9 protein-coding genes are annotated in these 15,107 nt (G+C 53.6%); 4 read left to right on the top strand and 5 right to left on the bottom strand.

Annotation, left to right across the window (positions count from 1 at the left end; all coding sequences use genetic code 11):
• Positions 1–163: 163 nt before the first annotated feature.
• A complete protein-coding gene (locus tag IPI71_06825; protein QQR70391.1) occupies positions 164–2,698 on the bottom strand; it encodes an oligosaccharyl transferase, archaeosortase A system-associated in 2,535 nt (844 codons plus the stop codon).
• A 514-nt stretch (positions 2,699–3,212) separates the two neighbouring features.
• Positions 3,213–4,277, bottom strand: coding sequence for a magnesium/cobalt transporter CorA (gene corA, locus IPI71_06820; protein QQR71978.1), 1,065 nt, complete (start codon positions 4,275–4,277; stop codon positions 3,213–3,215).
• 611 nt (positions 4,278–4,888) lie between these two features.
• On the opposite strand from corA, the gene IPI71_06815 reads away from it, so the two are divergent.
• Both IPI71_06815 and IPI71_06810 read left to right on the top strand, forming a co-directional pair.
• Entirely contained in the window at positions 4,889–5,806 is a 918-nt protein-coding gene (locus tag IPI71_06815) for a sodium:calcium antiporter (protein QQR70390.1), read from the top strand.
• A 1,254-nt stretch (positions 5,807–7,060) separates the two neighbouring features.
• Entirely contained in the window at positions 7,061–7,339 is a 279-nt protein-coding gene (locus tag IPI71_06810) for a hypothetical protein (GenBank protein ID QQR70389.1), read from the top strand.
• Between the two features lie 16 nt (positions 7,340–7,355).
• On the opposite strand, the gene IPI71_06805 is transcribed toward IPI71_06810, so the two are convergent.
• Positions 7,356–10,196 carry a M1 family metallopeptidase gene (locus IPI71_06805; GenBank protein ID QQR70388.1) on the bottom strand — a complete coding sequence of 947 codons (2,841 nt, stop codon included), beginning with the start codon at positions 10,194–10,196 and terminating at the stop codon, positions 7,356–7,358.
• Between the two features lie 168 nt (positions 10,197–10,364).
• Between IPI71_06805 and IPI71_06800 the strand changes: the two genes are divergently transcribed.
• A complete protein-coding gene (locus tag IPI71_06800; protein ID QQR70387.1) occupies positions 10,365–12,764 on the top strand; it encodes an AAA family ATPase in 2,400 nt (799 codons plus the stop codon).
• A 122-nt stretch (positions 12,765–12,886) separates the two neighbouring features.
• Here IPI71_06800 and IPI71_06795 read toward each other — a convergent pair whose 3' ends face one another.
• Complete coding sequence (locus IPI71_06795; GenBank protein QQR70386.1) at positions 12,887–13,081, bottom strand: hypothetical protein; 195 nt, start codon at positions 13,079–13,081, stop codon at positions 12,887–12,889.
• A gap of 119 nt (positions 13,082–13,200) precedes the next feature.
• Entirely contained in the window at positions 13,201–14,013 is an 813-nt protein-coding gene (locus IPI71_06790) for a ZIP family metal transporter (protein ID QQR70385.1), read from the bottom strand.
• Between the two features lie 354 nt (positions 14,014–14,367).
• Between IPI71_06790 and IPI71_06785 the strand changes: the two genes are divergently transcribed.
• The gene (locus IPI71_06785; GenBank protein ID QQR70384.1) at positions 14,368–14,895 is read left to right on the top strand and encodes a hypothetical protein; all 528 of its coding nucleotides are present in this window, start codon (positions 14,368–14,370) and stop codon (positions 14,893–14,895) included.
• Positions 14,896–15,107: the final 212 nt, after the last annotated feature.

The raw sequence follows: 15,107 nt of genomic DNA, 5'->3' as shown, positions 1-15,107 counted from the left end.
TTGAGTTCTAAATATTTAAATATGTTACAAAACGTCCGGATGGTTTGGCAATAACTTTTATCGAAAGCATACATGCGTCACTGAATTGAACGCGAAAGTTTGATAAAATGGCTGATATATCAATGCTGTCAACATCCGAGGATCTAAATTACCACATCTCGGGTTATAAGCCAATACTGTTTCCTTCAACAACATCCACCTCACTGATATCGATAGTCCTCCCCGATCCCACAATCCGGTATGGTCCCCGCGTATGGACCGGATACTCCCCATCAATCGTTGAATAGGGAAGAATGAATGAACCATTCTCACTTTCCTGCCGGTAGGTAAATACCCTCCCGATATTTGTCTCCACGGTTGCTTCGATGATTCCTTCTCCCTTCAGCTGTGCTCCTTTCACATATTCAAATACCTTTACTGTATTGGAAAAATCCGGAGCTGCTCCCTCATCCCGGTTAAAGCCTTCGTATACCAGGCGGAAATGCCGGAGAGCACTCACCTTCTCGACTGGAGAGGATAGCTGTACACTGTGAAGGGCAGCCTCTCTACCTTCGGTAGGTACGGCATTGAATTGAAGGACTTGTTCGTATGCTTTACCAGAATCCATCTGTTCAAGGACAAAAATGACAGGGACCGCCTGCCTGGCTGAAGCTGGAGAATACTCGATATAGAGAACCTTGGCAGGATTGGCCAAAGATCCATCTGAATTATACAGCCGCGATAGCATGGTTCGATAGTAGGGTTGACTGATCAGGGTAACCGGAAGTAGTTCTGATGTCCCATTGGGATCGGGTAGCAGGTAATTCTCAAAATAGTAATGTTTTGTGAGGGATTTATTATATAGAGGGATGGTGGGCTGGAATTTTGTATCAACCATCTTTCTGTCAATAATAATATAGCGGATACCTGTGTTTTCTGCAATCTCGCTGGCTATACTTTCATATTCTGCAAAGAAAAATGCATATGCGACCGGGGTATTGTCCTGGAACGGGTTGGTGACCGGGATCCGTTTACCCAGGAACGTTATCCAGTGCCCACAATCCCACGATGACAGGATTCCATACGCCTCTGGAGGATATTTCCATCCATCGGCAGAATAGGGACCAAGATATGGAACTCCGGGATCCGGTGTGGCCTGTTCGATCCATCCAAGCGTATCAACCCACGGGGAGGGGATCTGCATTTTCTGGGTGTAATCCGTAGCAAGAGAATAATCACTGATAAGAGACATTCCGCAGAACACGATGATGCACACCACTACGATTGATATCCCCCTTCCTTGCCCTGAGAGGTAATTGATCCATCCCCCGGTTGGTGCTATGCTTGATTTTTCATCTTTGTTTCTGCTCCCGACCGATTTTGCTTTCCTTCCGGGCGAGGGGAGATTGTTCCAAGCAAGGGCAGCATCAAGAGCGCAGGCGGAGAAAACGAGAACTACCACCGCACCATAATATGAGAACCGCATATATTGGAACATGAGGAGGCTAACCACTGCTCCCCAGACAAGGGCGAAAAGATGGATCTCGGATTTCCTCTTCCAGGCGGCACGAATGAAGATGACGAAACCGGCCAGTGCCAGAATGATACCGATATTAAAATCTTTCCATGCGTCTGCAAGAGACCATGGTTCCAGCTCGATAATTGAGAACTGTTCACTGGTGCTTCCAAGGAATAAACCCACCGCGGAGGAGGCCATCGGAACGACATCACTTTCTACGGCAACAGCACCAGCAAACCCTATGATTACGGAGAGTATTACAAGTCCGAGAAACCGGATGGGCTTTTTTTCGGATACCAGGGAATAGAGGTAGAGGAGAATGGTTCCTGCCAGCAATATGAGGAACACGTGCACCTGCGCCATTGAATAGGTGGAGAGAGAATATTTTGGAGACGGAATTCCCGTAAGAGCCAGGGACGCAAGTAAACAGAGCATGACGATGCCGTTGATCAGCATAAGATGCTCAGACGATCTTCCCCTGACGGTGTCCAAAATAAACAGGATGAATGAAAAGACGATCAGGATACCAGCAAATATCAATATGGTCGGAACAACAAGGAGACCGGCAGCCAGTGAAAGACCGGCAAGGATTGATGGTATGATCACAGGAACATATGTTCCCGGATCGTGGAAATCAAACCTGGATGTCCCTCGTCCTTTGATTGCATACAAGAGAAACAGGCAGAATAGGGAAGTAAAGAGGATCTCGGCAATATGGTGATCGGCAACCCCAAACGATGATGCATAATAATACTGGCCAGAGATAACCGTGATAAAAATCGCTGCAATGATTCCTGCTTTCCAGCTGGATAGTATCCGGGAGATGCAGAAAACAACGGGTATCATCACCAAACCGATCAGGATCGTAGTCAGCGAAGAGGTGAAGATCAGATCACATCGGTCTGACACCCCTGTGATGAGATACAGGACTGATGCAAGAAATGGAAACATTGGTCCCCAATCGACATGTTTTCCGGTCGGATAGGCGGTCATGGGATCAAACCACGAATAGAGGGGAAAATCGGATGTCATCACCTCAATCTGACGGTAGGTATACCAGACATCAGGATCGCCGGGAATCCTGTATGATGTTAGATCCATCTGAAAGAACGGAAGGAAATGCAGGAAGAATGCAGCAACCATGCAGCATATCAGAATGCCGAGAATGAGTATCCTCTTCTTGTCTAACGTAACCTTCATATCAGGTAAACCGTGCCTGTTGTGAATCGTCTGGTTTGAAAGGATTAAATGCAGGTAGGACAATCAATTTTGCAGATATTCCGAAATATAGTTATCGGGATTTCCTCAAGGAAGTCTCACCAGCGGATTGCTTAAGGCAATCCCGGAGATTCACGCGGTGCTTTTCTTATCATATCCAACATGAAAAAGATATAAATTGATAGCCGAGGACTGTCATTCCACATGCCCAACAAGTACAGGATTCAGGCCCATATCACAATCTGCCTGTTCATCTCTGGTATCTTTTTCTCCATCATCGGGATAGTAATCTCATACTTATCTGTGCAACACTCGTGGGCTGTTTAGCACCAAATGACTTTTTTATGATGAGCCGGGCTGCAGGCAACGCGGGAAAGTCACAGCAACTCCGTCATTGGAGAAACATCAGTAACATCGCTGGGGCTGGATAAGGCTGTCTCTGGATTGCGAGGAAAATCAGGATGAATTATACCCCGGACTCTGCGCCTGCCGCCGCTCAGATCCATTGCCGTTTCCGGAAGTACGCGAGCATGATCACTACAATCGCAATCATGATCCCCAGCACTGCATAGTAGCCGTATTCCCAATGCAGTTCAGGCATGTACCGGAAGTTCATACCATAAACACCGGCCACAAAGGTAAGGGGGATGAAAATGGTTGCAATAAGGGTGAGAACCTTCATGATCTCGTTCATCTTGTACGAGAGGCTGGACAGGTAGATATCGATCATTCCTGAGACCATGTCCCGGAATGTCTCGAGCGTGTCGATCACCTGTATTGCATGGTCATACACATCCCGCAGATAGATGCGGGTATCCTCCCTTATCAGCGGGGAATCAGATCGTTCAAGGGCAAGGATCATCTCGCGAAGCGGCCAGACAGCTTTTCTTAGGAAGACCATGTCCTTCTTCAGGCGGTTGATCCTCGGCAGCGAATCCCTGGTAGCGTTGACAACCAGCTCCTCTTCAAGCGACTCTACCCGTTCTTCGATCTTTTCCATCACAACAAAGTAATTATCAACGATATTGTCGATGAGGGCATAGGCAAGATAATCCGATCCATTCTTTCTCACGCGCCCTCCTTCTTTCCTGATCCGCTCCCGGACCGGGTCGAATACGTCCCCGACGTCTTCTTGGAACGACATGAGATAATTTTTTCCGATGATGAGCGAGACGTGTTCGCCCTTTATTTCCCCAGTCGCTTCAGGGAGCATCAACATCTTGAGGTTGAGGTAGAGGTAGTCTTCCAGGTCTTCCATCTTCGGCCGCTGGTCTGTGTTGAGAAGGTCTTCAAGGATGAGCGGGTGGATAAGAAAATATCGCCCGATCTTCTCGATCACCTCTGTGTTGGCAAGACCATCGATATTGATCCAGGTGACCGTTGACGTATCGCGGTAGGGGAAACATTCCTCGATTGTCATGACTCTCCGCTCTTCAACATGATCTGCATCGTAATCGATGACCGTAATCCGGATCGGCCCGGTCATGGGTTTTCCGTCCAGGTGGAGCGTTCCGGGAGGCAGCCCGGCCTTCTTCGAGAGCTTGTGCCGGTGGCGTGACATGGGTGCTCTTCTGATCATCAGTATGGACAATGGGCCCAGTTAAGGGTTGTGCGAAGTATGGGATGGTTCCCGGCACATCAATCGGACCGGTCCGGATCGCGATCGTGAGTCTCACGGCTGATTACGTTCCGGTTATCAAGGTGCCCGCAAGATGATCCAGTTCATGCCGGCTGACAGCAGGGATCCCCTGATCCATCGTGCCGAGTACCGCTTCTCCACCATCACGAGTCCGGTAGCAAACCCTGATTGCTTCAGCCCGCCATCACAAAATGGGAAGGGCTGCAGATGTATGACTCCCAGAACCAGGAATTCCGGTCGCTGATCCAACAGATCTCCGGGTTGAGGAGCACCTCCGGCCCTTCACCCGGGTCGACAACAATGATACGAAAGTGAATGCCCGCTATAAAGCCATTTTCCTTGAATAACTTATATTATCTCATAATATAGCGATCTATCGGTGTTTCAGTCACCGATTCGACTTTGAGATCTAATCTATCAGGATTTAATTACGACCCAATTAGCTGAACAGTTACCCCTCTTTTTATGGTATTCTGCATACAAATAAGAACAACTGCGGGCGCCAGGCTGCATCTGCAGGAGAACGAGGTCGCATGATTATCCCCCTGGTCCTGTTTATCATTGGCCTTGCCCTTCTCCTGAAGGGTGCCTCTATCGCGGTCCGGGGTGCGGAGGGGCTTGCACTCCGGTTCGGGGTTGCACCGGCGACCATCGGCTTGACAATAATCGCGTTCGGGACCTCGCTTCCTGAGCTGGTGGTGACCACAGAGGCGTTCGCCGGGGGGGATTACGGTATCGGGTTTGGCAATATTGTCGGAAGCAACATAGCCAATATCGGTCTCATTCTCGGCCTGATCGCCCTGTTCCAACCGGCCACGTTCTGCAATACATCGTCACGGAGCACTGGCATCAGGACGAGCCTCATGGTCCTTGGGGCGACTGCTGTTTTTGTTCTGTTCACCATGCGGGGGATGCTCGATACCGTATCAGGCATTGTGTTCCTTGGCGTGTTTCTCGCAATCCTCTTCTCTCTCTGGAGGTCGGATCCCCTGGTTGATTCCATGTCTGATGAACAAGTCCCTTACCCACTCCTCCTCACCGGAGGAGGGCTCGCAGCGGTCATTCTTGGTGCACACATGTTCCTGACCGGCGCCGTGGAGATCGCGCTCGCTTTTGGCATCTCTCCTCTTGTTATCGGACTCTCCATGGTGGCTCTCGGGACTTCGCTTCCTGAACTCGCGACCTCTGTTGTGGCTGCCGTGAAAAAGAGCACGGGTATCGCCATGGGAAATATTCTCGGCAGCAACATTTTCAATCTGCTCTTAATCGGGGGGATCAATGCCCTTGGCCGCAAAGTCCCGATTCCTTTGGACTGGAGTCCTGTGGTTCTCTGCCTCTTCTCCATTGGCATTATCCCGCTCCTCAGTAGACGCTCCTCGGTCACACGGATTGCCGGTGGTACCCTCCTGGGGGGATATGTCGTCTATATCGCATTCCTCTTCCTGGGATGAACAACGATCACCTATGCCGGGAGCTCCCTGGCATGCATCAGCAACAGGGTACTGAGGCTGCAGATCACCCAGGTTACAACAACCTGGAATCTCTCACACTCCTTTCCTTGCTTCTTTCAGGCAGGTTTCGAAGGTGCAGTAAACGACGATAGGAATGCCAGAAAGCCAGCCAGAAAGATGAGGACCGCGGGAGTCACCTCCGAGAGTGGACCACGGGCGGTGTCCCATGGGGCTTAAAGAAATTGGCAAGCCCGGGGGGATACCGATCCGGAAAGAAGTGGCGGATACGATCGGCCAATACAAAGAGGCACCGTGGAGACTTTCCCATGGTTAAGGCAGGACAAAACCGCTGTTGTCACCTATAAACAGTCAGGCATCGCAGTTGCAGGTTGTGTTCTCACAGAAAGTGCAGGATATTGCTCCATTTGTGAATCATCAAATGTTCAGGCTTGAATTAATTGCTGCGATGAACATTTATGGAGGGTATTAATATTGGCACTCAAGAAGACCTGTCCATCAGTAGGGGCGTGGGTGAACCATGCGATGGCCCGCCTGTACCCCTACAACAAACCCGTAGGCATCTGAATAGTTGGTGTTCCTCCCTATATTCTTATGCCTACTCCCTCATGTAAAAATCGCAAAAAACACCTGCTTTCGAACATGAGCGGGTTTCGTCTACCAGTCCATCCAGATCCGGGAGTACCTGCAGCCTACATTCAATGCACCCACCCACTGGCCGATCGATCTGGATAACCGTTGAACGGCCAACCGGCGGGATGATCGTACGGGCATGGCAAATTGCACCTGATGTGACTTCGCACACAGGGGGTGTCCCACACCGGGAGAGATGCTTCGGGTGTGGATCAGGAATGCACACAGTCACCTGGTGCGATCCTGCCAGCGCCGCACCATATCGGAATATGCCAGACCGCTCCTTCATGTAGCTGGCCGGGATGTAAAGGGGACGTCTGTCGGCAAGCAACCCGGTTTCGAGGTCAGGTGGCATATAAAGCCTCGTCCCGGGAATAAGAAACCCAAGGACGGTGCATAGTCTGCCCTTTCGAAGGGGCAGGCCCCGTTTCTTTTTTTTATTTCCAGATCGAGGCCATGGAACTGTTAGGCTGCTACAACTGGATGGCAAAAAACTGATGCTTTCCGGGCATTGTCCGGAGCTTGGCGTTGAGATACGCGGTATGCGGGGGAGTTCCCCTGCCATGAGAATTCTTTTCGCGCTCCAGGAGCAATACGACTACTATGGAATTCAACCTCATCTTATCAGTCCTCATTATCATCTTCCTCGTGTTCAGCCTGATACTCGTGGCCAGGAGGATGAAGGCGCTGCTCGGCACACCGCTTGGAAAGGGGATCGGCCTTGCACTCGGCCTCGCTGTCGGGCTTGCTCTCTGGCTGCCGCTGGGTTATCTTGCCGGAGACAAGAGTGCTGGCATCATCCTCGGCAGCATCATTGGAATTGCCACCGGTATTGGCCTTGAGCTCTGGTCGAGAAGGCAGGAAAAAGCCATCTCCAGGTAGACGAACCGCCATGTGGTCAGGAGATCCCGGCCAGGGGACCATTAACTGATTCCCAGGCATGGACCGCCTTGGGAGCACCCATGAGGAGTCGCCGGATGGTATGGTGGATAACGGCAGATGTGTCGGGATCGAGCTGATCCCTGACCGTGACGAGCAGGCCGATGAGCGGGAGGTGGTATTCTTCCTCCATCAGGTCGATGGCCCCAAAAGCCCTGAGCAGGGATACGACCGAGTTCTGGTTTACCGGGGCGAGCTCCAGCAGGATTTCCCTAAAAAGTTGCCTCCCTTCCTCGGTCTGGAGTGAGATCTTCCGGTTAGCGGCAAAGGATCCATAAAGAGCCCGGTGATCGTTGACCTGGTTCACTCTGAACCAGGGTAACCCCGCTGCCCTGCGAATCAGTGCCACGGAGTCTGGGGCCGAGCAATTCCCGACCACCGCCAGGAACGCCTCCCACGAGACGGGATGGGCAGACGCCTGCCGCCCAGCTGCTTCCATCACTTCCAGCCGGTCCGGAGCGGTGCTCTGCAGGTAAAGGGAGAAGGCATGCAGGCGGTCGGTGGCCACCTTCCCCGTATCGAATTGCGAGCGCACCAGATCGTGAATTTCCGGTGTATCGAGGGTCGCAAGGAGGGAGAGGCAGATATTCCGGATCTGCCGCTCCTTGATCGCCGGAACCTGTACCTCCATCGGGGCGGTGAGCGGAACCTCCGGTTGAAGTGATTCGTAGATCTTCCGGATCTCTTTTCCGTATCGGATGGCGAGGGCAGTCTCAATGCCACGCCGGGCATCATAGAGGGCTCGGTACCGGTGGGCATATACAGGGGAATCGACCGTGTCATACAGGGTCAGGGGTAGTCCTCCCAGGGCAAGGAATCGATCCCGGTTGGAGAGAAGGCGGAAATACAAGTCGAGATATTCTCCTGAGGGAGTTCGTGCGGGACTATCGACCAGGCCGATGATCTCCTGTTCGGTAAGCCGGTATAAGGCAATGAATCGGTTCACCGCATCGCTATCGACTTCGGCCTGGAGGCGGAGCGCGGCCGGGTCGACATCATTTTTCACCTTGCCGTAGAACGAGTATTCCCGGTTCAGGGAAAGGAACGCTGGCTCATCTACGTCTTCGAATGTAATTTCTGCCTCTCGGCCCTCCAGGCGGACGAGGGTCTCGGCACAATCACGGCCATCTCTATTAACCAGCGCTGCCCGGAAGGGCAGAGGCCAGGGAGCAGCGTTCCCGGGAACTACCTGGCGCAGGTTCATCCGGAACCTCCGGTGCTCCCGATCATACTCCCCTGACACCGTAACAACGGGAAACCCGGTCTGCTTCAGCCAGACCCGGGCCATAGTGGAGAAGTCCTGACCGGAAACCTCCTCCATTGCAACAATCCACTGCTGCCAGGTGGCATTCCCGTGCCGGTACTGGGTGTGGTATCTGTCGAGCCCCCGGGCAAACTGCTCCCTTCCCATGAGAGTCTCGATCATACGGACAAATTCCGCCGCCTTGACATAGGTGATGCCGGTAATCAGGTCGTTTGGATCGTTGAAGCCATCAGGCTCGATAGGAAGCGATGCCGCCCCGGCATCGAGCGCGAAGGTGCCAGTTGATGGTGCGAATAGGCCGAGCACGGTCCCGAGCCGGGAATAGTCCTCGCCAAAGAGCCTGGCATGGTACCGGTTCTCCATGAATGCCGTCACCGCCTCGTTGAGCCAGAGCTCAAACGGCGTCATGCCGGTAACTTCAGACCCGTTCAGGTTGTGGTAGAACTCATGTACTTTGACCCTTACCATGTATTCGAACGCCGGATCGGTCATCTGTGGATAGGGCATGATCCGGTTCATGGTAATTGTAGTGTTCCCTACATTTTCCATGCCGCCGAAGTCGGAGTTCTGCATACCGATCTCACGGTACACGGTGCCGGTATACCGGTATCCAGGAACGATCGCATCGGCCAGTTCGCGGAGTCTTTCCCGGACCTTCCCAAGTTTTATTGCATCTCCCTGTTCATCCTTCAGCCGGTCACGCTCCCTGACTAGGGAATGTATTTCCTCTTTTTCCCTGGTCTGGTGGAAGCTTCCCGGTCCAGTAAAGAGGTACACCCAGAGGATCGCATCGGCAAGCACCTGCAGTGCACAGCCTGCAATCACAGGGTCCGATCCCACCGGGACAAGGAGCTCCAGCCCAAACTGCTCACCGTCCGGGTACTCGAACTCCCGGGTGAAGGTTTCGTATGTACCGACACAGAGGAAGAAGAGGTAGGGTGCCATCGGGGTGATGGTGTTATCGTAGGTGATGCTCACCCGTCCCGGACCGGACCTGTGGCGTGGAATGGAGACGTCCCCGTTCGAGAGAAGGTTCGTGTAGCGTTCATCGGCAATGATAGTGGTGGTGTAGGTGCATTTCGCAGTCATATCATCGATGCAGGGAACAATCCGCTGGAATCCCCATTGCTGGCACTGCGAGATCTGGGTCGGCGGGGCCCCTTCTGGTGTGCGATCGTAGTAGAGCCCTTCGAGAAGATGATCGCTCGGGTGGCAGACGGTCTCGGTCCTGATGGAAAAACGGCTATGTGGGGAGAGTTCCCGGTCGAACCGAATGCAGAGAAGGTTTCTATTGAGCTGGTATTCCGTGGTCACTGCTGCAGTATCACAGGATACCGCAAGGATCTCGAGGTTGTTTGCATTCAGCGCGACCTCCCGGACGGGCTTGTCGAGCACCTCGGCAGTGAGGACCGATGTTGCTTTCGTATACTTATCATGGATATCAAAGACGAGATCCATGTGGATGACCCGTACCGTCAGTTCGCCGAAATCTTCGGGATAATATCGGAAAAGGCGTGATCCTTCCTGTAAAGCCATTATCAACCACCAAGTACCCTCCCGCCGGACCGGTAGGGGGCATATACATCTCCTATAGTGTAACTGAAAGGATAAGGAATACTGTCCCGGGCCTTCACTGGTCGGCTACAAGGGGCAACAAAGATATGCTCTCATACCAATGGCTGACTTGTGGAGTTGTGTGAAGCCATGGTTAAAAAACTACCCGTCGAACAATACCGGAACCGGTTTGACGCCTCGCTCCTCGATTGCCGGAGCACCCGCGAACTGAAACCGCTGGAAGAGATCATCGGCCAGAAACGGGCTCTCTTTGCCCTTACCTTGGGGCTGAATATCGAAGAAAGGGGGTTCAATGTCTACGCTTCCGGCATGTACGGTACCGGGAGGAAATCCGCCGTGAAAAAGTTCCTCGATGAACTGGCAACGAAAAAACCGCGGGGCAACGACTGGATTTATGTTAACAACTTCAAGAACCCCTATGAGCCAAATGCCATCCGGTTACCTACGGGAATGGGGAAACAGTTCAAGGAGGACATGGCTACGTTCATAGAAGAGGCAAAACGGTTCGTCCCCAAGGTTTTCGAGAGCGAGGATTACGCGAACCGCCGCGATGCAGTCATCAGCGGTATCGAAGACCAGAAAGCCCGGTTACTCACCCACATCGATGAAGTGGCCCGGGGGAAGGGCTTCCTCATCCAGCCCGGGCCCCAGGGCCTGCTCACCATCCCCCTGAAGAAGAGCGGCGAGCCCTACCAGCAGGAGGAGTATGTCGAACTGCCTCCCGAGACCCAGGCGGCTTACCAGAAGAGCAAGGAGGAGCTGATGGTGGAGCTCCGGAACACATTCCGGCAGCTGCGGGACCTCGACCAGGAAGGCGGTGAAGCGATTGAAAACCTCAACCGCCAGGTTGCGCTTGCCGCGATCGGTCGCCGCATCGCCGCTCTCACCGATAAGTACCAAAAGATCGATGAGATTGGGGCCTACATCGAGGCCGTGCAGAAGGACATCGTGGAAAACCTCCCCCAGTTCATGCCCGAGCCTGTCCAGCAGCAGCTGCCGCCCCAGTTCACAAATCCCCTGATCCGGGAGCTTGCTTTCCGCAAGTATGAGGTCAACGTCATCGTTGACAACTCCGGCAATGATGGTGCACCGGTAATCTATGAGCAGAACCCTTCCTATCAGAACCTCTTTGGCAAGATCGAGAAGGAGGTTCAGTATGGGATAGTGACCACGGATTTCACCATGATCCGGCCGGGTTCGATCCACAATGCAAACGGGGGGTTCCTGGTGGTGATGGTGGAAGATCTCTTCCGAAACCCCTTCTCCTGGGACGGCCTCAAGACTGCGCTCAAGACCGGTGAAGTCAGCGTGGAAGAACCGGGCGAGCGGATGGGGTTCATCTCCACCAAAGGGATCAAACCCGAGCCAATCCCCCTCTCCACAAAGGTGGTCATCATCGGGACTCCCCAGATCTACCAGATCCTGTCCACACAGGACCCCGACTTCTCCGAGCTGTTCAAGGTCCGGGCGGATTTTGACACTACCATGGACAGGAACCAAGAAAATATCAAGAACTACGCTTCCTTCATCTGCAGCCTCTGCGAGGAGGGGGGCCTCCACCACCTGGACGCCTCGGCGGTTGCCAAGGTAATCGAGTACGGATCCCGGCTGGCAGAAGACCAGAACAAGCTGACCACCAGGTTCTCGCATGTGGCCGATATCATCCGGGAAGCGAGTTACTATGCAGGACAGGACGGATCCGAGTCTACCCGGGACCAGCATATCGTGAAAGCCATCGAGGCGAAGACCTATCGCTCGAACCTGATCCAGGAGAAGATCCAGGAATACATTACCCGGGGGGTCTTCCTGATCGAGACCGAAGGAGAAAAGGTCGGCCAGGTAAACGGTCTCTCGGTGATCGGGCTTGGGGACATCGCGTTCGGCCGACCATCCCGGGTGACGGCCACGGTCGGGACCGGTCGGGGCGGGGTCATGGACATTGAGCGTGAAGCAGCCATGGGCGGGCCGATCCATACAAAGGGGGTACTAATCCTCTCCGGCTTCCTGAATGCCAGGTATGCCCAAGACAAGCCGCTCTCCCTATCAGCAAGGCTCGTCTTTGAACAGAGTTACGAAGGTGTCGAAGGTGACAGTGCATCGAGCACGGAGCTCTATGCCATTCTCTCCGCGCTTTCCGGCCTCCCGATCAATCAGGCCATCGCTGTAACCGGGTCGGTGAACCAGGCCGGCGAGGTACAGGCCATCGGAGGAGTCAACGAGAAGCTCGAGGGATTCTTCGAGGTCTGCAAGGCGAAAGGGCTCACCGGGAAGCAGGGTGCCATGATCCCGGCAAGCAATGTCCAGAACCTGATGCTCAAGGAAGAGATACTCGAAGCAGCGCAGGCAGGAAAGTTTACCATCTATCCGGTCACGACCATCGACGAGGGCATCGAAGTGCTTACAGGGGTGAAGGCCGGGACGAGGCAGCCTGATGGCAGTTTCCCACAGGGGACCGTCAACGATCTGGTCGACCGGCGGTTGAAAGAGATGGCAGAAACCATGAAGGAGTACCGGGCAGAGGCTCTTTGAACGGATTTCTTTTCTTTTCCGTATCCTCCAAGATAACAAGAAACTGGCTGAAGGTTCCCGGACCCGCTGAAGTTCGCGGAACCATTTTCCTGGAAAAAGCGGACAGAACAGAAAAAGAAGGATTATTTCTTTACAGCGAGTCTGTGCTTGTCAGGATCGACGGTATAGCTTTTCGGATATTTAAGGAGGTCAAGAGCATTGATCTCCATATCAATTAGTTCGCGGTAGGTGAAGCTCTCGAACTCCTCCTCTCCCTTCTGCCCATAGTAGCATGCGACACCGTTTTCCATCTTCCTGGTAGCAATAATGTCCTTCATATGATGAGGGTATGGAGCCACCTCTCTTATGAACGTTTCTCACAGAAGGGCTGCCGGATACCCGGCTGGTCCTTTTGTTTTCGGGTTCATCCTCCCAGGAGCGACTGATCCTTTTACTGCTATCCAAACCCGGCATCAAGGATCATCATAACCAGGAATCCCGCGAGGAAACCACCCGTCGCCGAAGCCTCAAACCCATGGTGGAGCGACTCGGGGATGACCTCCTCGATCACCACAAAGATCATTGCTCCGGCGGCAAAGGCCATGGCAAATGGCAGCAGGGTTTGCATGGTGAGCACGACCGCCGCACCGAGAACCGCCGCTGCCGGTTCCACAACCGCTGAGAGCTGCCCATACCAGAAGCTTTTGACAGGGGATATCCCCTCCCGTCGCAGTGGCAAGGAGATGGCCAGACCTTCCGGGAAGTTCTGGATGCCGATCCCGATTGTGAGCGCAATCGCACCGGCAATGGTGGTCGCTGGGATACCTGCGGCAACCGCCCCGAAGGCCACCCCGATCGCCAGACCTTCGGGGATGTTATGGATGGTGATGGCTAACACGAGCAGCGTTGTCCGGTGAAGGGATGAGGGAAGACCTTCAGCTTCCTCCACCGGGAACCCTATATGGAGGTGAGGGATGATCCGGTCGAGCGCCATCAGGGCGATCCAGCCAGCAGCAAACCCTACCGCTGCCGGGAGCCAGGGAATGAATCCGAGCCTCTCTGAAAGCTCAAGGGCGGGAATAAGCAGGGACCAGAAACTGGCGGCGATCATCACCCCGCCCGCAAACCCGAGCATCATGTCCAGGAGCCGCTGGTTGAAACCGCGGGTGAAGAAGACCATCGATGCACCGAGCGCAGTCACTGCCCAGGTGAAGCAGCCGGCGAGTAGGGCCTGAACGGTGTGATTCAGGGATAGGAAAAGATCTATCATGGCTCCTCCTGCTTATGGTCTTGACGGCATCGACTCGTCAGAACAGAATAGGACATCCGCATGTTTATGCTTACGTCCTGATCCTCACCGAACAGCCCGGGAAAAACTGGTGTGGTCTGGTCCGATATCCTCATCAAAGGAAGACGAACAGAGACGTCGATTCTCCCTATGCATGGAATCGTATCTTTCCGGGGGACGCCGATTGTTCCAAGAATAACGGGGGCGGGTTTGGTGGAATCATAAGTATACAGGTGAATAGATGTTGGAAATCACAGAACTTTGCAGGTGGTCCGGCCAGCAACCAGCAATCCGCCGGAAACACTTTCCCCTCCCCTGTTGCAGGGATACAGGACGATGACCAGCTTGGATCTCCATGACAGCCTGGCCTATCATGAAGTCCAGCAGTTCCGCCAAATCTGGATAGTCCTAACCGTGGAGTTCCTGGCGGTTTTGGCATGGTACAGCTTTATTGTCCAGATCCTGCTCGATGAGCCGTTCGGCGCGAACCCGGCCCCTGATATCCTGGTACTGATCATTCTTGCGATTTTCGGAATTGCCTTTCCCCTCTGGTTCTGGGTGATGAGTCTCGAAATCCAGGTTACCAGAACGGCCCTCAAGTTCCGTTTCTTCCCCTTCCACCGTTCCTGGCGGGAAATCCCGTTCGATTCAATCGCCCATGTTAAAGCGGTGGTCTACCGGCCCCTCTGGGAATATGGTGGATGGGGAATTCGGTGCGGCACAAAGGGCATGGCCTACAATGTTTCAGGGGATTGGGGGGTACGCGTGACGCTGAAAAACGGTAAGTCATTCCTCCTCGGATCCTTGCGGGCAGAGGAGCTCGAACTGGTGCTCCAGTCAAAGATACACCAGAGAGAGATATGAGAGCCCCATCGCCGATATTCCGAACGGACGGGCGTGGTTTTCCAAAGCGTTTCCCAATCCCGGGAGCCGGAAAGCGGACATTGCTGCAACTGCCGGCCGGAAAAGAGATTAGGCCCCGGACCTACCGGGCCGCAGACATGAACGGTGCCGTGAAGGTCATCTGCATCCAGCCGGTTACTTTGAGAGAGGGAAAACCGGGTTTGTTACCTGTA

The organism is Methanolinea sp. (assembly GCA_016699325.1).
In the GTDB taxonomy this organism is placed as follows: domain Archaea; phylum Halobacteriota; class Methanomicrobia; order Methanomicrobiales; family Methanospirillaceae; genus UBA9949.
This window is presented reverse-complemented; position numbering and strand designations above follow the sequence as displayed.

Coding starts and splice junctions, on each gene's coding strand:
- IPI71_06795 (QQR70386.1), bottom strand. CDS start 13,081: ATGAAGGACATTATTGCTACCAGGAAGATGGAAAACGGTGTCGCATGC.
- IPI71_06815 (QQR70390.1), top strand. CDS start 4,889: ATGATTATCCCCCTGGTCCTGTTTATCATTGGCCTTGCCCTTCTCCTG.
- IPI71_06790 (QQR70385.1), bottom strand. CDS start 14,013: ATGATAGATCTTTTCCTATCCCTGAATCACACCGTTCAGGCCCTACTC.
- IPI71_06825 (QQR70391.1), bottom strand. CDS start 2,698: ATGAAGGTTACGTTAGACAAGAAGAGGATACTCATTCTCGGCATTCTG.
- IPI71_06810 (QQR70389.1), top strand. CDS start 7,061: ATGGAATTCAACCTCATCTTATCAGTCCTCATTATCATCTTCCTCGTG.
- corA (QQR71978.1), bottom strand. CDS start 4,277: ATGTCACGCCACCGGCACAAGCTCTCGAAGAAGGCCGGGCTGCCTCCC.
- IPI71_06800 (QQR70387.1), top strand. CDS start 10,365: ATGGTTAAAAAACTACCCGTCGAACAATACCGGAACCGGTTTGACGCC.
- IPI71_06785 (QQR70384.1), top strand. CDS start 14,368: ATGACCAGCTTGGATCTCCATGACAGCCTGGCCTATCATGAAGTCCAG.
- IPI71_06805 (QQR70388.1), bottom strand. CDS start 10,196: ATGGCTTTACAGGAAGGATCACGCCTTTTCCGATATTATCCCGAAGAT.